9 protein-coding genes are annotated in these 25,855 nt (G+C 42.6%); 7 read left to right on the forward strand and 2 right to left on the reverse strand.

Features of this window, described 5'->3' with window-relative positions; all coding sequences use genetic code 11:
• Positions 1–15 precede the first annotated feature (15 nt).
• Genes AC1TO9_RS00610 through AC1TO9_RS00620 form a run of 3 tightly spaced genes read left to right on the forward strand, consistent with a single transcriptional unit; the run spans position 16 to position 5,970 of the window.
• The gene (locus AC1TO9_RS00610; RefSeq protein ID WP_482058130.1) at positions 16–2,193 is read left to right on the forward strand and encodes a putative baseplate assembly protein; all 2,178 of its coding nucleotides are present in this window, start codon (positions 16–18) and stop codon (positions 2,191–2,193) included.
• 14 nt (positions 2,194–2,207) lie between these two features.
• Positions 2,208–4,274 carry a phage tail protein gene (locus tag AC1TO9_RS00615; RefSeq protein WP_482058131.1) on the forward strand — a complete coding sequence of 689 codons (2,067 nt, stop codon included), beginning with the start codon at positions 2,208–2,210 and terminating at the stop codon, positions 4,272–4,274.
• A gap of 22 nt (positions 4,275–4,296) precedes the next feature.
• Positions 4,297–5,970, forward strand: coding sequence for a hypothetical protein (locus AC1TO9_RS00620; RefSeq protein WP_482058132.1), 1,674 nt, complete (start codon positions 4,297–4,299; stop codon positions 5,968–5,970).
• A 30-nt stretch (positions 5,971–6,000) separates the two neighbouring features.
• Here the strand turns inward: AC1TO9_RS00620 and AC1TO9_RS00625 are convergent, their stop codons facing one another.
• Together AC1TO9_RS00625 and AC1TO9_RS00630 are read right to left on the reverse strand one after the other, a co-directional pair.
• Positions 6,001–7,725: a hypothetical protein gene (locus AC1TO9_RS00625; RefSeq protein ID WP_482058133.1), complete on the reverse strand. Its 1,725-nt coding sequence runs from the start codon at positions 7,723–7,725 to the stop codon at positions 6,001–6,003.
• Between the two features lie 70 nt (positions 7,726–7,795).
• Positions 7,796–8,191, reverse strand: coding sequence for a DUF4280 domain-containing protein (locus AC1TO9_RS00630; RefSeq protein ID WP_482058134.1), 396 nt, complete (start codon positions 8,189–8,191; stop codon positions 7,796–7,798).
• A 173-nt stretch (positions 8,192–8,364) separates the two neighbouring features.
• On the opposite strand from AC1TO9_RS00630, the gene AC1TO9_RS00635 reads away from it, so the two are divergent.
• The 4 genes from AC1TO9_RS00635 (at position 8,365) to AC1TO9_RS00650 (ending at position 25,835) form a co-directional block, all read left to right on the forward strand.
• On the forward strand, positions 8,365–11,115 hold the full coding sequence (locus AC1TO9_RS00635; RefSeq protein ID WP_482058135.1) for a HAMP domain-containing protein: 2,751 nt from the start codon (positions 8,365–8,367) through the stop codon (positions 11,113–11,115).
• A 25-nt stretch (positions 11,116–11,140) separates the two neighbouring features.
• The gene (locus tag AC1TO9_RS00640; RefSeq protein ID WP_482058136.1) at positions 11,141–11,689 is read left to right on the forward strand and encodes a GNAT family N-acetyltransferase; all 549 of its coding nucleotides are present in this window, start codon (positions 11,141–11,143) and stop codon (positions 11,687–11,689) included.
• A 1,110-nt stretch (positions 11,690–12,799) separates the two neighbouring features.
• A complete protein-coding gene (locus AC1TO9_RS00645; protein ID WP_482054593.1) occupies positions 12,800–13,903 on the forward strand; it encodes a GntR family transcriptional regulator in 1,104 nt (367 codons plus the stop codon).
• Between the two features lie 196 nt (positions 13,904–14,099).
• On the forward strand, positions 14,100–25,835 hold the full coding sequence (locus tag AC1TO9_RS00650; protein WP_482058137.1) for an S-layer homology domain-containing protein: 11,736 nt from the start codon (positions 14,100–14,102) through the stop codon (positions 25,833–25,835).
• Positions 25,836–25,855 lie beyond the last annotated feature (20 nt).

Consider the following 25,855-nt stretch of genomic DNA (forward strand, 5'->3'; position numbering starts at 1 on the left):
GGGAGTTGAAGAGCCATGTTACCTTTACCGAACCTAGACGACCGTAACTTCGAGCAGCTTGTTCGTGAAGCACGTGATCTTATTCCCAGAATATTTCCTGAATGGACCGATGAGAATGCGCATGATCCAGGAATTACTTTACTTGAGATGCTGGCGTGGCATATTGAAATGCAACAGTTCCAATTGGATCGTCTAACGCTTAATCATGAGCGTAAATTTCTTAAGCTATTAGGGGAAACAACGAGAGATCGTGTACCTTCCACTACCTCAATAAGTTTCTCTAAAGCATCTCATCCTATAGTTATACCTTTTGGTACATTACTTAGGGTTGGTGATCTTCCGTTTGAGACGGTTCGTGCTGTAACCGTGCTCCCTGATTCAGAGCAACAGGTGTCAGTTCATACCTTTGAGGGGATCAATGTTATTGCTGATGATACGACATCTGGCCGTGTTACGTTCTTTCCATTTGGTGATGATGCACAAGTGGGAGCTAGCATGATCATTACTTTACTGGAGGATTTACCAAATTCGATGCCACTGTCATTATGGATTGAATTAGATGATCAGAATCCAGAGTATCGTATTCCTGCTAGATATAAGCATTTCACTCCGTTGGGTAAGGTGGAATGGAGTTATTGGCATGAGCAGGATGGAGAAGAAGAGGCGGGTGGAAGCTGGAAGCCTGTTATGCTTGAACGCGATGAGACATATGGTCTACATCAAAGCGGGCCCATATTATTCGAAATTCCGCAAGGTGTAGAGCATGTACGTCAGTTAAGAGCAGTTCTTGTATCTGGAGAATACAATGATCCACCTCGAATTCGACGATTAGTATGGAATGAGGTATTTGCGCAGCAGGGTCAGACCTTATGTATTACGGAATGTTTCGATGGGTTAGATGAGGCAGATATGACATCTCAAGCTGGATCTGCAGATACTCATATTGAGCTTCACCATGCGTTATATCAGCATGGTGATCTAGCGGTTCAACTGAAGCAATCGGATGGATGGATAGATCTGGAGGAGGAAGAATATGCGATACAGCGTGCTACTGATCGAATTCATTTAACGATTCCAGCTCATAAGAAACTCTCTAGCGATAAGCAAAGTATACGTGTTATCGCAACGTCACAGTCATTTAGGGATCATATCTATTTAGGTACAGGAACCGGAATATCTGGACAGGCGTTTCCTATACCTATTCAGCCAATTCTTCAAGATATGTTACGTATACAGGTAGGTTGGTTGGGAGAAAATCAGCGCACTATGGTGTGGTATGACTGGGAACGAGTATGGGATTTCGATGAATCTACCTCAGATAGTCATCATTATGTCATTGACGAGGAAGAAGGCGTGATCCGATTCTCAGATGGTATCCATGGCGTGGCTCCGCCTGCTACATCTTCTTCTAATATTAGAATTATTAGTTATCGTACGGGAACAGGAGTTGCAGGCAATGTCAAAGAGGATACGATACATGAAATAGACTTCTTCAAAGATCCGCTTCATGTGACGAATTTATATCCCGCTTATGGTGGTGCAGAAGCCGAGACGATGAGGGAAGCGATGCATCGGGCTAAACTTAGTGTTATTGAGCCGAAGTGTGGTATTACCGCTGAAGATATGGAGAAGCGCGTAATGGAGATTCCTGGCCTTCGAATTGTCCGAGTTAAAGCGATTCCTGGTTACCATACGATGACCAAAAATTATCCTGAGGAACGAGCATTAGGTCATATTTCATTAGTTATTGTACCTTTTAGCCGAAAGCCACTGCCTCGTCCAAGTCAAGGAATGATCCAAACGGTACAGACACATCTTGAGCCATATCGCTTGCTCACAACGACTCTTTACGTTATTCCACCGGAATATATCAAGGTAACGGTGAGGGCGATTATCGTCTTCCATCCTCGATACGAGGGAAGAGAACAGGATGTTAAGCAAATATTGAGTAAGTGGTTGCAGCCATATGGGGATGATGCAAGCACAGGCTGGGATTTTGGTAAGTCGATTTATAAAAGCGATGTGTACGATATAGTGCATCGTGTGCCGGGGGTACAATATATACAAGATGTATGGCTAATGGCAGAAGGTAAGGATGTGTACCACGAGGAAGGTGGGGATATTCGTATTCCACCAAATGGTCTAGTAATCTCTGGGGATCATGATATTGAATGTATCATATCAAATGGATAGGAGGTTGAAGAGATATGAGTGATCCTAAGTTCTTCTCATTTCATAAGCCTCCTGACTGGAGACGTGGTACTACCTATCAGGTTGAAGGAGAAAAGGATGGACTAAGTATTGTGAGAGAAAAGGTATATCGACAATTAAGTCGTTATAATCTCTCTAGTCCGCAGATGACTGATGAGCTAAACGATATTGTAGTCGATCTTAATGGAAGATGGTTTATGCTTGATAGCGAAGGGATGATCTGGCGAACGGATTTAACGAGTCAGCATCTTGAAGCCATTATCCAGCTTGAGAAGAATGAGAATGGTCAACCTTCTCAAATAGCGATTACTGGTGATGTAGTAGTTGTCTTGTATGAAGGGATCAGTAGTACACTTCAAGGAATATCGTTAGATCGAGCGCAAATAAGGTGGGCGACCAAGGATTGGTATGGAGAGAGCTTCCATGCATTCTCTGTTATAGCAGATGATAGTGATGGATTTCTTGTTATAGGTAGAATTGGACAAGAGACTGAGCTACAGCTACTAAGATTTGACGCATCAGGACATCCGACGGTGCGCATCCCTTTCCCATTCTGGGGAGAAGCGGAAGAAATGGTAGCGGAAGAGACGCATCAACGCTACGAAATGACGCTTGGAGAACAGCAACAGTGTTGGCTACTAGATAAGGAGAAACAGCGATTAGCACGCCTGAATCTACTGACGAATACGGCAACACCATTCTCATTACCGATTGATTCGGAGATGGAGGAGTTGGTCTCCTTATGCTATAGCGGATCGAGTACGTTCTGGGGATTGCTCCGTATTCGTGAGGGAAACTCACCGTATTCACTTATTTCTGTGTTGCCAAATGGTGAGATTGTGAAGCGTGGCTTTACAGGTAGTGCAAGTGGTAATGAACTGTTTGCTGGTAAGCAATGTCTGTATATTTGGAACTCTGATCAGCGTAGCCTATTTATGATCCAGCCAGTATCTGAGACAGCGATATGGAAATCATTCGGCAGTCGAATGGGTGTGTGGATTAGTGATGGTCTGGATAGTAGCGTATATGAGACGGAATGGCACAAGTTGGTACTTGGGGCGAAGCAGCAGAATGATACCCAGATCAATATACGTTATTATGCTGCTGATCAACGTGAGGTGTTCATTGATGAGGAACGAGTTGATCTCGATGAGTATGTAATGAACACTGAGATTCCTCCGGAAACGAAGCTAGCATCATTATCTCATTTGTGGTCTAAGCCACTCAAGGATCCGCAAGATGCGCTTCTACTTCATGCAAAAGGGCGTTATCTATGGTTATTTATTGAATTGATTGGATCGGTTCAGCATTCCCCAGTCATTCAAAGTTTGGATGTCCATTTCCCAAGAAGCTCATACCTAGAGTACCTTCCGGCCATTTATCAGCGTGATGAACAATCGAAGGATTTCTTAGCTCGTTATTTGAGTATCTTCCAGACGATGCTTGAGGATACCGATAACAAGATTCAACAGGTGACACGTACACTTGAAGCGAATCATGCATCAGGACCATCGTTACGCTGGTTGCTAGGCTGGCTAGGTATTAACGCAGAGGATTATTGGTCTGAAGAGCAATTAAGACAATTGTTAAAGGTAGCGCCAACCTTATATAACTTACGAGGAACGAAGTATGCGATGGAGACCTTGATCTCTATTTATACAGGAGAGAAGCCTATTATATTGGAATATGAACAAGTGAAGCCGCTTAAGGAGAATCCTGAATTGGGTGAGGTTGCGGATCGCTTATATGCTGCCGATCCTCACGTGTTCAATGTGCTCGTAAAGGCGGAGCATGCGGATACAGAAATAAAACGAGTAACGCTACAGCAATTAATTGAATCCTATAAACCTGTGTTTGCAACAGGAAAGTTGATTATATTACAACCCTGGGTATATATGGACCTGCACTCCTATCTCGGCATGAATACGGTATTGTCTGAGCCAACCTTGCTAACCTTGGACGGTAGATCATCGATGCCGCATCATACCATTACAATCGATGTAGGACAAGATAATCGAATGGACCAACATACGAGAATTGGGTTGAATTCTCGATTGGAATAATGAGCAAAGGGAGGAAATAAGGATGAACAGATCAAGGTATATCCCATTTGAACGTAATCGCTACTTCTATGGGAAGTTATTAACCGTTCGAGATTTCATGTCAGAGCAGACCTACTTCTCTGACAAGCGTCGATTATCGAATCGGTTATTGTTTGGAAGTGGAGTTATTGCTGGTTTACAAGTCGTCGCTGTAGATGATAAATCGATCTCGATCGAAACGGGGGCAGCCCTTGACCAGATGGGGCGCGAGATTATCGTTCCGTCTCCGTTAACCATTAAGCTATCGAATGTAGAAGGTTTCATGAACAATGATTATGCCAAGAATGTATACTTATGTATTGAGTATGCCGAGAAAGGTAAAGAGCCTGTACACACAGTAGCGGGAACTTTAGGTGGCAGTGAGGATGTTAGTGAGCATAATCGTATTTTGGAAAGCTATCGCTTATTCGTTCGTGAGCAACCACCAGCACCTGCATTGCAGGAATATGATTATCTAATCGAGGATACGTCGATATGGTACGATGATGGTCAAGTACGTGTGCTACAAAGCTTGCCACGCTATGTAGAGCCTGGTCAAAGCTTCGAGCTAAAACTTACGATTGAGAAAACGTTGCAAACACCTCATATTTCTTTTGAATATGAGCCGGAAATGTTAGATATAGAGTCTATCGATGAGCTTATGGATGGAAAGCTTCTTTTCTCAGAGCCGACAGATGGTGGAGCAACAAGCTATACTAAACGTCTTCAATTGCGTGCGCTTCCGCTCAAAGCAGGAGAAAGTAAGCAATTTGCATCTATCTCAGCGAAGTCTGGAACGCCTAGACTAGTTATTGGAGATAAACTGATCTATGAACTATCGCATACTCAACAAACGATGGAAGTAAGTGAGGTGTCTGTTGAGGAACGTATTCTGGATGCTTTCTACTCACGCTCTCTGGATCGTGCAATAGAATCACCTGCTGAGCCTTGTTTATATCTTGCGAAGATCAATCTTCTGCAAATGGGCGCAAGCTATGTAATTGACCATATAGAGTCGCTACCATTCAACGATTATGTTATAAATCCTACGATGCTTCATAAGCTATTATCTGCGACGAAGAAGGACTTTGTTAACGAGAAGGTGGCACCTACTGTAGAATATAATGAACCAATTCACTTACCATTAACTTCTTTTCCGGATATTAAGCAAGAATTCAGTTTTTTGCTTGATGACGAAGTGGTATCTGAACCGGAACAGCAGGTAGCAGCGGGAATTACTGAGATTTCGATTGTTCCACAAGAAGTGAAGAAGTGGTATCAACGTCGGCAGAAAAATTATTACTCTGAAGAAATTGAACATGGCTTAGGTAAAGGTGTAGCGGTGCTTCTGACGGCTGGTATATCGGATGAGCAGGATTCCTCAGATATTCCTGTTCCAGAAATGTGGAAACGTAGTGATGCCATTTATTCTGGGGCTCAGGAGGTTTTTTCTAGTACTGAGTTTGCTTCGAGCTATCCTAATATTTCAATTGGATTTATTCAGTACTCGAAGCGGGGTACCTTCCGTATTGGTATTCGTGTTCATCAGAAGACAGAACGTATGCGTATTCGTATACGCTGGTGGGCAGTTAAGGCACTAGAAGACAGTGGCGCTGCTCAGCGAGCAATAGATGAAATTGAAATGGGAATGGATAGCGCAGCAGCCACCAGGCTTTAATCATAAAAAAACATATAAAAAGGACGGGAGTTATCCCGTCCTTTTTATGTACCCATATTCAGCTTGAGTATTCTTGTTTACAGTAATGGTATAAACGTAATTATTCCACGTGTAGATACGATCTTGTCCACTCTTGGACCTCTTTATGTTTGCAGGATCAGTAGCTAGTTGATCTTCTAACTGCTGGTATAATGTGTCGAGTACTTGCCCACTGTTGATATGAATCTCTTGTAGTACGGCATCCTCACTGTTACTAGCGTCATTCAGCGTAGAAACAAACATAAGGCCTAATTGTTGATAGCGAAGCTTTGATGTAGCACTTTGTGGGATAGATTCTACAGTAGTATTCTCTAATAATTCGGATTCGTTATCTACGACTTCTATTTCTGAGATGACCTCATCTGGTAAACTGTCATAAATGAGCTCAGTCGAGGATGGTTTGCCGAGCAAATCCTCACGTTCTGAAGGTGATAGCTCCATATAAGGGGAGAAATCAAGCTTGCCTGAGTTGAAATAACCACTATATATTTGCTGATTTCCATCCTTATACCAGGAACCAAGTCCATTGAGCACACCATATACGAAAAAGCCTTTGTACTCGAGTAGCCCATCTGTATTGTAAAGCTCACCATCTCCATGATACTGACTGTTGAGAAGGCTACCGTTGTAGATGATGTTGCCATTCTCGTCAAAAAGTGTTCCAGTTCCATAATAGTGATCAGATAAGAGTTCACCCTTATAATTCACACTACCAGATTCATAGTATTCGCTACCTGTTCCGGAACGCTTCCCATTACTGTATTCGCCTTCGTATTCGATAAAGCCGTTCTTGTATAGTTTCTTACCCGCACCATTGTAGTTGCCAGCAAGGAATTGTCCTTGATAGACAATGATATTCCCCTCGGCATACTCGGTACCTTCTCCGGCATAGATTCCGTTAGCGAATCCACCTTCATAGAGGAGCACCGCATTATCGGTGAAAGTACGTCCTTCACCATGTGGCACGCCAGTTTTGAAGCCTCCTTGATAACGGACATTGCCATTAGGATAATAAAGAATACCTTCGCCTTCATATAATTTACCTGTAAAAGAGCCCGTATAGGTCAATATGCCATCCGTTCGATATAGACTCCCTTGAATAAGTACACCCTGTGCAAATGTACCTTGCTCAAGCATAGTACCATCTTCGGCATAGAGCTTGCCACTACCTTCGTACTGACCATCAACAAAGTTACCCTCATATTGTACAATGCCAGGTTTAGAATAAAGCTTACCGTATCCTCCATACTTACCATTAGTGAAATCGCCTTCATATAATAAAGAACCTGTCGATTGATAGAGTTTCCCATTACCTTCATATATACCATTGACTAAATTCCCATCATAGAGAAGTACTTTATTCTCATCAAGTAACTTGGCTGCTCCAGAATAGCTTGCAGCATTTCCGTTCGTACTAACTGAAATTGCAGGCTTACGGTTAAATAGCTTATTCACAAACTTGGGAGGGCGAATGAAGATGAAGTAATAACAGATTAGTATGATTAAGACAATGATTACAATTAGTTTTTTGGAAACATAGTAATTACCGAATGGAATGTAATTCGCTTTAGTAATTTCTTTTTGCCCTAGAATAGCTTTGAACTTTTTCCTAATCCATTTTGCGAGTAATTTAGGCCAGTTTTTTGCCTTTTTGAGAGGTTTTATAATTTTGCGTTGTATGGGATTAATAAAAGGCTTAACGATTTTCTCAATCAAAAAACACGACTCCTTCGTAAGATCATTGATTCGAGCTATGGATCAACATGTGTAACCTGTAGATAGCTGCCTATGGAATCTGGATAGTCATTTGACCTGGAGTAACTACTTGAATAATTCCGCCCCAATTACATAAGCATTTGGAAGTGTTATTCAATGCTGGCATATTGGCAACCATGACGGTGGGGGAGCCAGGCGCCCATGGAGCTGACGTTAAAGGCACACAAGGCATAGGTGTAAGCACGCCCAAAGCAACAGCTGTCGCAGCTGCAACCGTTGGATTGGCTAATGAGCTACACATGCCAAATGGAAGGACATTCACAAGAGGCTTATTATCCATAATATTAGCAATTGGCGTAGTCGTCATGACTCGATTTACAGGTAATACCATTAATGTACTCGGTGCAACACCAAAGCTACATTGTAAATTAGCACCTGCACATACAACTTGTCCTATTATAATCACCCTTTAAACAGTATTTGATTTAATTCTACTAGTTTTGCTAATCTACGGCAATAAATATATTAATTTTGAAATACAAATCGACATTTTTATAGTAAACTAGATGATGAAATAGAAAACGGATACAAGTATTATTTTGTAAAAGTTGATTCCACGCTTTGAATGGAGAGATTATTGTGAGAACGAAGCTTGTCATGTTGTTTAGCTTGGTCGTGATTGCTGTTATATTGCTGGTTACACTGAGAGAATCGTGGTCTCTTCAGCCATTTAAAGGAGAAGTTGCTTATTCAAATATTTCACGTATGACGACGGATACTGAAGGTTCATTATATACCATTACGGATTCCAAGAAGATGATCCATAAGGTGAATGACAAGGGTAAGCTTATCTATTCCTACTCTAGCAGTAAGCATGCCAAATCAGATACGGTACAAATGTTTAATTCTGTCGTAGCAGATGCGAAAGGGAATGCTTATGTTTTAATTACAATACTTGATTCCTTTGGTTTAAAAGTATCGGGAGAGCAAATTGTACAACTATCTACGGATGGTTCAAAATCACGCATTCTTTATAATGTTGAGTACAGTGATAGTGACAATTTACTCCGTGTAGGGCGGACTCAATCACTATCTATTGTAGATAATGAGCTGTACTTTTTTCGTGAAGAGCAGGTCCATGCTAGTCTGTTGAAGATTTCACTTGATGCGGACGCAGAGACGAAACCTGAGATGGTAACGACGCTTGAACTGCCGAAGGATCGGTATTTGAATGAGTTAGTTGGAAATCAAGTATCCCAATTCTTCTTCACTTCAAAGAAAGGGTTACTGTTCTCGGTAACGAATGGTGAGCTAAAGGAGCTTTATCCCCTCGCGTTACAGGGTCAGCTAAATTTCCCAGTAGGCATTGTTACAAAGGATCATATTAATGTTTATTTTATTGATTATCATGATAATGCTATTAAGCGAGTAAATACCACTACAGCCGGGAATTCAGTGGAAGTATTACTGACGATGGATACACTCGTCAACCAATACCCTGCAGTGGAATGGTCTGATTTCACCCATATTTCAATAAGTAATGGCTATGTAATCGTTGCCACTGAGAATCAACTTGTTTCATTGGATAACAAAGGGGCGATTATTGATGTGCAGGATTCCTATCATTATCCGGTTTCTGCCATCGGACAACGTATAGGCTATTGGGTACTCATGCTATTATTCTGTGCGCTTCTTATTTATACAATACGCTATATCTATGTTGAAGTAATGAAACGTAGGGTGTTCTTGCTGATGAAGCAATTAGCGATCATTCTACCTGTTGTTCTTATATCAATGGTGGGTCTATCCTATTCGGTATATTCTTCATTCGCTGCAGAGATGAGAGATGATACATATAAACAATTGAGATTACTTGCAGGCAATGGTAAATATCTGGTAGATGGCGATGATCTAGAGAAGCTACATTCACCTCTAGATTATAAGAGTGAGAATTACATTACGATTAAGCAGCGAGTGAATGAGGTATTCTCACGTGCAGGGGAAGATCGCGATGGTCTATATAATACGATCTATCGTTATATCGATGGTCAACTCTTTATTGTGATGGATGACGATGACAGTGCTACCATGTTCGATCCATTCCCAATCAGTGAAGACAATAGACCAGTGATTGAGCAAGGTGAGATCATGGTGGGAGAATGGAATGATTCTAGTGGAGAGTGGATGTTCGCGCTAGGGCCACTCTATAATTCGAATGGCGACATTATCGGGATCTACGAAACAGGTAAAGATATGCTTGGTGTCAATCAGAGCACCATGGATATTCTATCTAATGTTCTCAAAATCGTTGTATTGATTAGTATTATATTAATTATAGTGATAACGATAATGACGATATATTTATTGTCCTCAATACGGAAACTTCGTCGCAATGTGAATCTGATTGCGAGCGGAGAATGGGATGTTAAGGTAGATATTCAAACACGAGACGAGGTTGAGGAGCTAGGTGAACGCTTCAACATGATGGCGGGTTCTATCAAGGAATATATTAATGAAATGACGAAACTTAGTAACTCTTACTTCCGCTTTGTACCACAACAATTTCTTAAAGTGCTAGGCAAAACGAATATGACGCAGATCAAGCTCGGTGAACAACAGAATCGCAGAATGACGATCTTAGTATGTGATATGCGTCAGTTCAATGAATTCTCTGCCAAATTAAGCACAGAGGAAAACTTCTTGTTTATTAATTCATTCCTTAAGCAATTTGGACCGATCATTCGTGAATATGGAGGATTTACTAGCCGTTATCTCGGTGCTGGGATGCTTACGATGTTCCCTAATGAGACAGGTGCTGCACTAAAGGCTGCTATTAAACTACGGATAACGTTGGAAGCATATAATGCTGAACGAGAGCAGGAACAAGAAGAGCCGATAGATATTGGCCTAGCCATTCATTCTGGTGATGTTATGCTAGGGATTATCGGTGAAGAACAACGGATGGAAGGTAGTGTAGTATCTAATCACGTACAGTTGACGCTAGATTTGGAGAAAATTTCAGCTAAGCTAGGTGTGATGATCCTCTTAACAGTGGATACAATGCAGGGACTTGGTTCAGTCGTGGCAGGACAATATCGTAGTCTCGGAGTGTTACAAATAGACGAGGAGCATGCCCCGATTGAATTATACGATTGGTACGAAGGTGACCCTGTCCACATCCGCAAGCTTAAACATGAGACAAGAGAGCAATTCGAGTCGGCAGTAGAAGCATTCCGGCTTGGAAGATTCCATGATGCTAGGGAAGGTTTTGTTGCTGTGATGAAGAAGAATCGTTACGATCTTGCTGCTAAGTTATACTTCTTTGAATGTGATCGTTATTTCCAAAAAGGAGTGGGGACAGAATGGAATCATGTACTTCGTATTTCCTAATTATTAATGAAAGAGGAGGGGAATTATGTTAGAGATCGATAGAAAACATATAGGACATGCTTATACTGAGATTCATCCCGTAACGAGTGGAACTGAGGCTGGTAGAGTATCAGACTTCTTGTTAGGTGAACATTGTTTCGACGATCAGCGTTTTACGCCAGGGGAGACTGAGCAGTTAAGATGGTTGCCGATCAAGAGCATTCAAGAGCAGCATGTGTTTTGTTGGTATGAGGAAGAAGAGGGGCAGATTATATCGGCAATCATATTTGTAGAGAATGAGCATCTGAGCGGCGGCTATCGGCTTGAGTACTTCGGTGTACATCGTTCGTATCGTCATCGTAAGTTAGGTTGGAAGCTGATGAATGCAATGTTCCAGTTCTGTGAATCGAGAAGTGGCAGATATGTTGAGACATTCACCTGTGATTTGCCAGAATACGCAAGTGCACGCAAAATGTTCGAACGTAATGGCTTTGTGTTCATGTGTCATTTGCCGGAGTACTACTATCCGGGAGAAGGCAAGCTACTCTATATGAAGGTAATGGATGGCTCTACTGAAAATAAGCAAAGTGTTTAGCGGATATTCGATTTTAGAAATTCATCAATAATAGTATGAAGATTGTGTGATATCACTGGTGCGTACCCCAAGCACACATGAATTCCCTGGGAGGTTCGCACCAAAAAACTTAGAAAACCACCTATGAATTGGATATTATTAGATTTTTGAGTGAGTGTAAAAGTGTGATTTTGTTTGTTTGCACTAAATAACCGTTGAAAATCCGCTTTTATATTACTTTTTCGCAGTCGCACTCTGTACGAGTGCGTGGATTGAAATCTTGCGGATAAACCCCAATTTCTTATATAAAAAGTCGCACTCTGTATGGAGTGCGTAGATTGAAATGACCGTAACATGACGGATATATCACGCTCAAAATTGAATGGGAGAATGTGGAGATTAGAGTCCTCTTGCCGGTACCAACATTAAATTTTTAATTTCATTAGCTTAATTTTCGCAGCATAAATTCGGGAGGTAAACCTTGATGTACTTGAACAAACCTGTGATCTATTACTGAAATTTTTTTTGGATGGTCGCAGCGCAGATTTTGTATGGGAAATCGTACAAAAAGCTGTCAAGTGGCGGTAGTAGCATGGGTTTTGTATGAAAAACCGTACAATATATCATCAAGTGGAGTTTGCAACGTGGTGTTTGTATGTAAAATCGTACAAAATGTTACCAATTGGCGCCGTAAGTTTAGATTCTGTACGGAAATTCGTACAAATTACCCAGCCACATCAAATAGTTAAGCTGATATTTGTTCTGCGAAAGTTGAGTCATTAGAATTATGTTAATGAACTTTTCGGTTTGGATTTTCAGACATTTATTTATTGGCTATGCAGACGGTATTCCCAGAGCATCGATCGAAAAAGGTACCTATGTGCTTGCAGAGGTCAGAGAGTTAACATTGCGGGTAATTTGTGAGTAGAATCCGGAGCGGAGAGGAAAGAGTCTATGCGGGGTAATCCGACAACTCGCTATGAAAGACATCGTCAATGACGAAGATAGCATCCCCCTAACTAATAATTTATTGGTAAGGGGGTTTTTGGCCTACGATTATTGGTGCTTGACTAAGTGCTTAGTAGGCATATAACATGTAATGATAAGTAAGCAGTAGGGGAGGTATACATAGTGAGTAAAGCGATGTCGAAGTATGAACAAATTAAAGCGAAAATTGTATTAGATATTAAGCAAGGAACCTATAAGCCGAACGATAAAATTCCAAGTGAAAGTGAGTATTGTCGAGAGTTCAATACGAGTAGAATTACTGTTAGAAAAGCACTGGATGAACTGACTGCGATCGGAATGCTTTATAAAATGCAGGGTATTGGAACATTTGTTAAAACGGTTCCGATCGATCCAGTTGAACAACCAAGTAAAAACATCGTGTTTATATTGCCATTTTATATAGAGCTTTTTGACTCTCAGCTTTTGTCCGATATCATCTCCGGGGTGGAGTCGGTGTTGAGAGCAGAAGGGTTTTCTATGGTGATGATTCAAAGTATGAGAGATGCCGATGGATTGGAAGTATTTTTGACGAAACTGAAAGAACTCGATCCAGCAGGGATGATTTATCCTTTTTATTGGGGAACCGATATTCAGGCGGAGCTTGTACCCTTGAATATCCCGATCGTATTTGTGGATAGCTATCCAGACAACTTGTTATTCGACGCTGTAACCGGTGATGACTACAACAGCGCGTACAAAATTGGACGGCTATTACTTGAGAAGGGCTGCGATAAAATTGGCTACTATGCGCCTGTCCATTTTGACTATACGACAGTGAAAGCTAGAGCAGAAGGCCTTATTGACGCATTAAAAGATGAAGGCAAGCATGTCGAGGAGCGGTGGATCGAATCTAAAAGAGAAGGCCGCTTCGAAGCATTGTATGATGATTTTGTGAAGCTGGATATGATCAGTGATATGAAGAGTTATTTGAAGCGAAATCCCGATCTCGATGCGGTCGTCGTATTTAACGATACCGTGGTGATGGCCTTTTATGTTGCAGCAGAGGAGCTTGGGATTCATATTCCTCAGCAACTGAAGATCGTTAGCTACGGGAACTATTTCGTAACGAATTATTTCAAAGGTGGTATAACAACGTTTGAGCAGCATTTCTCTAAGTATGGGGAAGAAGCAGCTCGTCTCATTGTGCAGAGATTGCGAGGAGGAATACCTCCGATCCAACAAATCAGGAAAATTCCTTATGAACTTATTAGAAGAGCTACGTTTTAACCTTAGGTTGAGGCGTAGTTTGATCATGTTCCATGAAATTACTTGTCATTACATGTAACCTCAAGTAGGTTGAAATAAGAATTTCATATGGAAATCACCTAATATTCAAGTAGAAAGTAGTCGTGGTTACAGTATGAAAGACTTTTTATGATTATTATAGAGAAATCAATAGCTTCGGGAGAAAGGAAGGCATTCAATGATACGTTTACGATGGAAGAGAATTGCAGCTAGTTTTTTGGTGTTGCTGCTCCTTATGACGAGTATGGACCTTACAGTGTTTGCAAAATCAAATGAGATTGGAGGCACGATTCAACAGGCTGCTGCGCAAGATGAATTAATGCAGTTTTTAATAGATGAGTATGGCTCCGAACAAGCATATACCATGCTTAAGACGATTGAGGATTTTGGTCTCATCGATGAGAATGGTCAATTTTTACAGCATGACATTCATTTGAATGGTAAGGATTTTACGTTAGATGAAATCAAAGTTTTGCTTCAGGATGAGAGCACAGATCTGTCACAAATAGCAGAAGTGGATGGTGAGCCGATCTCTCTGAATATCCTGAAAGAAATCATTGCCATGGAAGATCAGCTAGCGCTACTAAGGGAGTCATATCCTAACGATGATATTAATATTACACCTGAGCATTTGGATAATCTCGACTCTCTGCTAGAGCAGGCTAATCAGGAAGGCTTCGGATTTTATGATGAAGCGGGGAACTTACTTAGTGAGAGTGATGGCGGTATTAGCTTGAGTGCATTATCCACAGCTGATACAGGTGATTATGAAGATGAAGTCGTCGTAACGCTTATTCAACATTATACTCTCAATCAATTTGGTAATTATAGTGATTCTGTTCAGAACTTTCGCTTGAACAAAAAACAGGATAAAGAAGTTTCGTTTGAGATTGAGTTAATTGATGGTGCTTTTGGTTCAGTAGATCACGATAGCACGCGCGTTCTTAAAGTGAAGTTTGAAATAGGGAGCACATCTGCAGATATTCAGTTCGGAACTCGCATAATGTCAGAGTACGATGATGGGTCTCAAATTCGTCCGCAAGCTAGAGCCTGGTTGCATGGATCAAGAGCGGATTATATTCATTATACAAACTTCAAAAATATGGATCGAATCGATCAAAGTGTGTGTGGGGATTTGCGAGAATGTAGCGGGGGACTTTTCCACGTTTATGAAGGTGGAGCTTATTTCGCTTATGAGCCGGGTGCGATTACTAATACTGGGCAAAATTACTTCGAAGGTTGGTCCAATCTAGGGCCAGATCGTAATGTAATTAGCATAGATATTAGAGATGGCCATTATAAGACTGGTCAAATTGTACCGATCAACGTTCAATATAATCTTCCTATTGCCATGAAAACGCCCTTATTCAATACCAATAGTAACCCTGTACTTCATCTAGCGAATGGAGACACTGCCCTACCTGCAAAATATAATACAAGTTTATATCCGGCACTACTCTCCAGTGGGATGACCTTCGTTGGTGGATACCAGGCGATTATTACGAAAGGCATGAAGCCAGAAGATTTGAAAGTGATGTCTATAAGTGGACACCCAGATCCGAATTATGCTATTAAAAATGATGAAAGCTTAATCGGCAATTTATTAAATGATATTCAAGTAAAGCCAGAATTGAATGACTATAACATTACGATTGATCATGCGCGATCGGATGTTTTTGGTTCGCTTGAGCTGGATAAAGCGGTCTATGGTGTCGGAGATACAGTGAAGGTGACGGTCAATCTAGAAAACGATGATGGTGAAGCGGATTGGCTCATAGACGGCGGTGAAGATCCAGAAGAGATTAAGAAACGAGTAGTCGTTTCGCTTGCCGATCGAGACAAAGGTATTGTTGAACTGGATTGGAGACTTGGTGCGGACGGTCTACCCTCATCGCCACTAGCATTGGAAGGGACTTACAAGATAACAGAAGACATTGTGAAATTAATGACAGATTCGAATATAAAAGATCGCAAGCTGCGTGCCAAGATTTATTATAATCGCGATCCGCTGGCCAGTGGAGAGAATGTGAAGGACTTCTCTCTCTTATATGATATGTACGTTCCTTTTACTGTAAAAGAGGTCAAGTATATTTATAGTTTGGAAATTATTTACCCAGAGTATTGGCCTTCTGGCAAAGAAAATGAAGTGAGTTTGTATGCAACAGAAATGACCCAATTGGACTTTAGCTACCCACTTGATGCGACTTATATTGGATATGATCAATTCGAATGGACCAGCACGGACGATTCTGTTGCTTCCATAACAAGAGACGGCATAATTATTCCGAAGAAATCGGGCCATGTCAGATTTGAGATTCGTGCGAAAAATGGAGGTAAAAAGGGTGCCCCCACTCCAAGGGATTCAACGAAGAATATTTATATTAACCCAAGTGCAAATGGGACTACAATACTTGGGGTTCCGGACTATGTGAGCAAATTATACACGGCACAACATAAAGCGGTCGAATTGCTATGGGTGACGAATGTAATGTCGAAGTACCGCGAGTTGGCGAAGCCAGGTGAAGCACCGGCTGATGCTCATTTTGAGGTATCGTTATATGAAGGGTATTGGGATGATACGGAGTTGGCGGTACAAAAACCGATTAAACAATGGTCAGGACCAGATACAGCCGAACTGATCAATGCGACACAGTTTACGATACCAAAGGAATTTATTACAACGATATCAAGGCAAAACATCCCAAGCTATACGGTGAAGATTAGTACAGCGAACCCTGTTAATCCGACAACGAAATTGACGGCATATGCCTACATTATGGTGAAATCAGAAGCACCAGCGATTACGCTGGACAAATCGATGGGGCAATTTATTTTGGACACCAACGGACCGATCGATTTGAAATGGACGTTAGCTAATTTCGATACAAGTGATCAAGGCGAGTTCGAGTTCAAGGTGACGAAAAACGGCGTGTTAATTCCAGACAGTTTAATTACGTTCAATTCTGCAGCGGGCACATTTACTAGTCCTGATGCGACGGAGGATGGTGGCTCGTATCACTTAAAGATCGATCCCGTTACAAGCAATAAGCAAATCAAAGACGTCTACGCGATCACATTGGCAGCTAAGGACAGCTACGAAGCCACATGGTCCTACGATTCTCTATATTTGCAAGTATACAAAAGTGACGCACTGAAAATTCAAATCGACGGACAATCAACCGCGTCCCATCTCATGAGCAATATTGAACGCATCAAGAACATGACACCTGATCAAATCGTTGATTTGAAACGTGATATTAGCTTACAAAATGTGATGAGCATCAACAATCAAGATTATACAGACTTAGGGGTCATGACCGATCAATTGGCATGGAAATCAAGTAATAATGATGCGGCGGTAGTTAACTTTAGAAGCAATGGTGTATTGGCAAACATCGAAAAATACTATTATGAGACCTATCAACCAAAGCATGACTTTATGCTATCTGGTATTAAGGATGGCCAAACAACGATATCAGCAACACATGCCAAAACCGGTATGAAAACAGAGTTGGATGTAACGGTAGAAACGTTGCAAGACAAATTGTACTTATTCCAATTTTATCCTAAAACAACAACAACTCTGACATATAAAACACCAGCAGGCGTTGAGAAATCATTCACAAGTAATAACAAAGGTGAGTTTGCACTTTATGAAGAGAATGGGATTAAGAGTGATGTGTATGTCACATCCCAATTCAATGACACCACTTATACCGGAGTGCTGAATCACGAAACGCTGCTAAGCAAAGAAAAAGATCCGGCAAGCATGGAGCTGTATCCGATGAATATATTGCAGCTGCGTCAATTATCCAAAGTAGAGGTCTTCTTCAAAATGCCAAACGGCAAACCTTATACCGGTAAAGTGACTTATCGTGGTGGTGTTTATAAAAACAATAACTATGCTGAACTCACTGAGATTAGTGGTGAAGGGATCACAAAGACGCTGGGAGACGACGGAAGGCTTGAAGTGATTTTTGATACAACCGATTTTTACTCCAAGCAAGCAGGGGAGACGAACGCTGCGAACCTTTCGGCGAAGGATCAATTGGATTTGATCTTCGAAGTGATGTTTGAAGATGATCGCTATTATCCGCAGCTACTCATGCTGGATGGCAATGCGAACGAGGCTGATCTGGTTGCATTCGGTGAGAAAAACTCTCGCTTAGTTGAACACAATAAACAACTGAAAGATCCTTCAATCGTGAATCAATACATTACGAATACTTGGAACACACAAAAAACATCCATCATGTCGTATATGGGCAAGTTCGGTCCGAGTGATCAGTTTAGAACGCTTACCCTTACAACTGAATTCTTGTGGTGGGGTGACGACAATGTAGATCAGGAAGCTTATGTGGAGCTGCTGAATGATGCAGGCACTAGTCCTCAAGGGCAGTCTTATGAAACGATGAAGTACCCTTTCTCAGACACTGTTATTACACGTCATGAGCAAATATTGAACAATGATACGATGTGGCTGGAGAAAGCGGAATCTGGACCGATTCATTATAAATTGTACAATAAGCCGAACGAGTTCAAACAGAGCTTCCAATCTACTGCGGAGCTTGTCAACATGATCGGTGTCGAGACGATCAACATGACAGTGCTTAGTGAAGAAATAAAGCAACTAAAACGCGAGATGGAAAAGGCGAATGGCGGGACGAAAGATCCGAATAATAGAGACCAAGTGGTTTTAGATACGCTATCATTGATGGCCAATTTGAAAATGGATGTGGGACCGTTGTCGATGAAGGTGATCCCAACAGACGACCCATTAGTTTTCAAAACGATCATATCTGGCTCACTCGGCAATATACCGTCTTCTGACAGTATTCTAGGTACAGGCGGTGCGGGTGCTGTGGACCTGCTGCAAAATCCAGCGACGTCGTTTGCTCCTGGCTTGGGCGATGCCAAGAAAATCGCGAATCAAACGTATTTGGCCGAACAGACAAAAGAGTATAAACAATCGCAAAAAACAAATAAGGATAGTAGTGTCTTATATTCTGCCGGTGGCTATTATATCGGTGAGCTGAAATACAATAATAAGACGGGCAAATGGGAAAACACTGTTCATGGGGGCGGATTCACCGCAGGCGGTGGATTCGAATATACACAAAACTGGAATATGATGGCTGGATTCGTTCCGGTTACTTTTTCACTGACCATTGGCGGGGGAGTAGAGGTTGATTTCAAAGCTTCCGTTCTGTTTGACGAAGTGAAGGGGCTGCCTTGGCGAAATAGTGAACTGAAAAGCGTCAATGATTATTTGACTTCACTTCGCATTATTGCCTACATTGAAATGTTCGGTGGAGTTGGTTTTGACTATTCCGTTGTTGCTGTTAAGATTGGTGTTTTCGGACGCATTACGGTTGAAAATACAAGTACCTGGCTGAATCGGGATTATTTACAGGATGGCAATGAACGTGTACTTTATGGCAATAAATTGACTCTCGGAGGAGTCGTCGGTGTACGGGTCGTGCTGAAATTATTATTTATTTCGATCGAGCATGATTTTGCCTCCCTTCGATACAGTCACTCGTGGGCATTCAATAACTGGAACAAAATTCAGGACTATTGGAAGACGTATGGCACGACTCCGTTAACGGCCGCCAATGTGGATATGGCGATTACCGCTTATATGAACCATATCGGAGAAGAAGATATGCATGTTTTCGAATCCACAACATTGGAAGATCGGGATTACCTTGCTGAGTATGAGCGAACTTGGGGCAAGTCGAATGCTCCGAATGGCATGCTGCGTGGGCTGGATCCTGTGAATCAAGCACCAGCAGCACTGCAAACGAATGCCTATCCTTACTCCAATCCGCAAGTAGCACAAGACGGTTCGATGTTTGTGTATGTATCGGATGGGGATAGCACGGAAATTAAAGATACGGTCGCTTCTTGGGCAATAAAACAAGGGAATTCGTATGAAAGTAAAGGTGGAATTGTTCATGATGTATCCTTGAAGGGATACGGAGACAGCGGGTTACAAATCGCTGGTGAAGGTAATCTGATGGCAGCAGTATGGGTCACGCAGAAGGAGCAGGTTGAGCAAGCAAGTAACAAAGGCATGACCGACCACGAGATTCTGAAGATGACTAACAGTGCGGAGATTATGGCTTCGATCTACGATGGTACCCAGTGGCAATCCCATCGCCTTACAGCGAACATGACGCCAGACCTCGCACCTGTTGTTGCAGTGGGCAATGGTAAAGTATTCGTTGCATACCGCAGCGTTTATGCTTCTTATGGCGGCAATCCATTCGATTTCTCTGCATCCGATGAAATTGTATACACCGTCTACGACTTAGCAACGAACAAGTGGAGTGATGTCGAGACGTTGTACAATGGAACCAATGGCGGTGTTATGGGATTGTCAGCCGAAATGCATATTGATGGCACGGTTGCAGTGGTATACACGGTTAATCAAGAGAATGCTGCTGTTTCAACGGATGTAAACGCTAGTGCTAGCTTAGGGAATGAAATCATCTATGCGATCGTTGATACTGCTGCAGATCCATCTGCAACTGCGACTAATTGGAAAACAAAAGGAACGATCAAAAACTTGCAGGTGACGGATGATCAGAATGCGAACGAGAATCCGCAGCTGACAAGTGCTGTATTCCCAGACGGCGTTGAGCGGTTTGTGATCGCATGGCACACGACAGGCGATGAAACAGGTATCATAGAGCATGATATTAAGCTTTTGGCAGTCGATAATCATGGGGAAGTTTATAATGATTTTGTTGACAGCATGAATATATTGCAAGCATATAATGACGTCAAAATTCATCCGAATTTCTCATTCGTGAAGATGCCTGCGGCTAATAAGCGGATTGATCAGCTATCTATTTTATGGAAAGAGCCAGAAGCAGATATTAGCAAAACCAAGATTGTCACCCGAGACATATTAAAGGCAGTGAAATTTGGTGTGGATGACCAGAAAATTTACTTGTCAGGTGCAATAGATGTTGCTACTATGCCAGATTACACAGAAGCGGATGTCGTTGATGCCTATGTAATCAACCCATCTGGTACCGAAATCAAAGCATTAATATTGGGAACAACGTATACGACGGATACACAAAAAGTTGGCTCGATCACCCCGAAAGGTGAAAACCCAGGTGGAGATGATATACCAGTTGTAGTATCCAAAACGGTAAGCGGCATTTATACGGCTACCGAAACGTATACGAACAAATTTAATGCCGATGAAATTATGCTCAATCCGAATGAAATTATTTCAGGTCATGATTTGCCGATCCAATTGAGTATCGTGAATCAGGGCATGAGAAAAATGAAGACAGTCAAGATCGAGCTTGATGGGCAAACCAATGATTTCCAAAATACAGACCTATTTCCGAATAGCAGTAAGGTATGGCAGCTATTCTATGAAGTGCCGTTAGCGGTCAAAGATATCCCCTATAAGGTGGAGGTTACTTTTGCAGACGGAGAAGTACAGTCAAAGCATGGTACGCTAAAGCTGGACATTTCGGATATTGGTATTGGAACGGTGAAATTGACGAAGGAAGAAGATGAGAAACGGACGTTCGCTGTTCCTTTATATAACAAGAATGCTTCAACACTTGCGAATAAAGGAAGAGTAGTTAAAATTGGTGTATTTAAGACACCGTCATTTACTACCGACCAATTAGTGGCAGGTTCAGTCATTACGATTTCAGATGATGCCGAGCTTGATTTGATTGATCAAGGGGCTTACATGCATGAAGTTGAAGTGGGTGTTCGATCCCTGACCAATGAGTGGGAAATTCCTGAGAAGGGATTAACGGCTTATGTGCATAGTTGGATTGAGGATGCGGATGGCAAAGTGATTACTGAGTTCGATGCTACGAACAATGATGCCAAAGTAAACATCGATAACCTCTCGGTGAAGTACAATACGAAGGACGTGTTATTGACAGTACAGCAAACGAATACGAGTCGTAACACCGAAGTTGAAGTAACTGTACAAAATATGACTAGGGGAGTACTACGTTTTGGTAATCTAGTGGCAAATTTAATGGATGCCAATGGCAACATTATCGAAACGGAATATCTCGTCACGTGGAACAGCTCACAGTTGCTGAGTCTAGCTGCAGAGCAGAAAAGAAGCGGGCGCATTTCATTTAGCCAAATCGGTCATTCCGTAGAAGTTTTGTACTTTAGGGAAGATCTTACAAACGGGCCCAAGTCTCCCACATTGAGTCAAGTTAGTTTGAATGAAATTAAATTGAACTTTGATAAGGATACGACAGATTATCAATTGCAAGCGGAAGACTTGCAGCAAACAAGAATTTTTGCCGTTGCTGAAAACTCCGGCACAATGGTTTCATTGCTCGATGATGCTGGCAACATCCTTAAGGCGCAAAAAGGTAATCTGACTGTTGATCACCGTCTGTTAGGGTCGCTGGATGGGGAGTCAAACACCTTTACGCTTCGAGTGGGCTTTCCAGATCAACAAGAGCTAGATAAGGACTACATCTTCACGATCAACAATACAGAAACAGCCAAAGTGAAGCTTGAGCTCAAGGTACAGGGAGACCAGCAGCAAGATGGTAGTTATAACGGTACGGTTGCGGTCAAGATGCTTCCGTATGCGCTCGAAGGTTTTGAGATTGACAAGGCACTCTATCGAGTGAACAATGGTGCTTGGACAGAGGTACCGTTCGATGGCACAGCGGAGACAACGTTGACCAAGCTGAGCCAGGTTGAGAGCTATCGAGTGGAAGCTAAGGTGCAACTGGCATCAGGGATGGAGCATCAGCTTGACGATGTTAGGTTCGATATTGGCGTCCCGGGAGTCATCCCAGATCCATTCACGCTGACGGTGCAGGGCCAGCAAAACGCAGATGGCACATACGAAGGGGAAGTTGATGTCTCGCTGCCAGCGTATGTATCTACTGTGTTGAGCGTTTCGAGTGCGGTATACCAAGTGAACGGCGGTTCGTGGGAACCGGTCGTCTATGATGGTAGTACGCCAGTGCAGCTGATGACTGAGTCAGTGCCTGGCAAGTATACGGTGAAGGCGGGGATTAGCTTTACGACAGGAGAAACGGTAGAGGATGAGCTGACGTTCGAAATAGCGAAGGCGAAAGATCCAGATGCCGTCGTACCAGATCCGCTTGTGCTTAGTATACATGGTAAGCAAAACATAGATGGAACATACGAAGGAACGGTAACCATTTCACTGCCAGCGTATGCGTCCCCTGGGTTGAGCGTCGCGAGTGCAGTATACCAAGTGAATGGCGGTTCGTGGGAACCGGTCTTCTATGATGGCAGCACGCCAGTGCAATTGATGACGGAGTCAGCACTTGGTAAGTATACGGTGAAGGCGGAGCTTAGCTTTACGACAGGAGAAACGGTAGAGGATGAGCTAATGTTCGAAATAGCGGAGGCGAAAGATCCAGATGCTGTTGTACCAGATCGGCTTGTGCTTAGTGTACTTGGCCAGCAAAACACAGATGGAACATACGAAGGAACGGTAGCAGTTTCACTGCCTACGTATTCCTCCACTGGGCTGACGATCGCGCATGTTAATTACCAAGTGAACGGCGGTTCATGGCAACCGGTCTTCTATGATGGCAGCACGCCAGTACAGCTGATGACTGAATCAACGCCTGGTAAGTATACAGTGAAGGCGAAGCTTAGCTTTGCAACAGGAGAAACGGTAGTGGATGAGCTGACGTTCGTAATAGCGAAGGCGAAGGTTCCAGATGCTGTTGTACCAGATCGGCTTGTGCTTAGTGTACTTGGCCAGCAAAACACAGATGGAACATACGAAGGAACGGTAGCAGTTTCACTGCCTACGTATTCCTCCACTGGGCTGACGATCGCGCATGTTAATTACCAAGTGAACGGCGGTTCATGGCAACCGGTCTTCTATGATGGCAGCACGCCAGTACAGCTGATGACTGAATCAGCGCCTGGTAAGTATACAGTGAAGGCGAAGCTTAGCTTTGCAACGGGAGAAACGGTAGAGGATGAGCTGACGTTCGTAATCGCGAAGGCGAAGGTTCCAGAACCGATCGTCCCAGATTCGCTTGTGCTTAGTGCGCAGGGTCAGCAAAACTCAGATGGAACATACAAAGGAGCAGTTGATGTCTCGTTGCCAGCGTATACGTCCATGGGGTTAACGATTGAGGAAGCAGAATATCAAGTGAATGATGGTTTATGGCAATCAGTTGTCAGCTATAATGGCAGTGCGCCAATGAATCTAACGACGGAGTCAGCGCCTGGTAAGTATAAGGTGAAGGCGAAGCTTAGCTTTACGACAGGCGAAACGGTAGAGGATGAGCTGACGTTCGAAATAGCGAAGGCGAAGATTCCAGAACCGATCGTCCCAGATTCGCTTGTGCTTAGTGCGCAGGGTCAGCAAAACTCAGATGGAACATACGAAGGAGCGGTAACCATATCACTGCTAGCGTATGCGTCCCCTGGGTTGAGCGTTGCGAGTGCAGTATACCAAGTGAACGGCAGTTCATGGCAACCGGTCTTCTATGATGGCAGCACGCCAGTACAGCTGATGACTGAATCAGCGCCTGGTAAGTATACAGTGAAGGCGAAGCTTAGCTTTGCAACGGGAGAAACGGTAGAGGATGAGCTGACGTTCGTAATCGCGAAGGCGAAGGTTCCAGATGGAGGACAGAACCCTGGCATTATAGATAAAGATAAAGATAAAGATAAAGATGAAGATAAAGATGAAGATAACAAAGTAGAAATACCACCATCGGTTTATAATGTTCCGAGAGGTGTCATTCGATTGATAGACCGTCATGACAACCTACGATTTGATCAGCATATTTCACAGCTGGCCCTGTCTGATCAAACAATCACTGTCAAAGCAGGCGATGAGGATGAAGTTTACCTCTTGGTAAGCGTTCAGACGCTAAAGGATCTTTTTGCTAAGAATGAAGAGGCTGAATTATTGATCACTTTCGGTTCGGGCACCTATACGTTGCCGTTTGATTTGGTCAATCAAATGAAAGAAACCATACCGAACGATGGGATTTTGACGCTTGCGATCAACAAGCTGTCCGATGTTGCGAAGGCAGAGGTGGAACAATCGTTTAAAGAGCAATACCCTTCTGGAATGCTAGTTAGTGATTTCTATGACATTAAACTAGGTATCGCCAATCGTGATAACACCACGGTTCAAGCGCTTGCTACGAACACCTTTGCTAACTTGACACTTCATACTTTAGAAGAGGGCAATGCAGTGCTACGTTATACGAATGCTGGATTCTCGTTTGTACCTGCGAAACTGACAGAGAGAGAAGCAGCAGTGCTGATGAGAGGTGATGGGATTGTCGTGGTGGCTCGCAATCATGTTCAGTTCTCAGACATTATTGGTCATTGGGGAATGCGATATATGATTGAAAGTGGTAATAAGGGGCTTATCGTTGGGAGAAGAGAGGGGATATTTGCTCCGAACGACCTTATCACGCGTGCAGAATTCGTGCAGATGATCGTCAATAGCTTGAATCTTCCGGTAAATAACGAAGTGGTAGATCATACTAATGTGAATAATTCTTATGATGATGTTGCTTCGAGTAAATGGTATTTTGAAGCGATCGATCAGGCGAAGCAGGCGGGGATTTTGACTAAGTTCTCAGAACTCGGATTTTATCCTGACAAGCCGATTACGCGAGAAGAGATGGCGTCGATCATAGCAGTTGTCCTGCGCAATCATGAAATTGATGTGAAGGAAACCGAGCGTAATCTAACAGATATTTACAAAGATGCGGGTCAGATGAGCGAAAGTTACTTCGAGGATATTGCCATGATCGTTGATGCGAACATCATGGAGGGGAAAACAAAGGACACATTCAACCCAGAAGGTGCTGCAACACGAGCAGAGTCAACGAAGGTTATCCTCTTGATGCTTCGGGCAATGGACTTTATTGAGTAAAGAACGTTCGTTGTAACGAG

Source organism: Paenibacillus sp. Y916, from assembly GCF_056786435.1.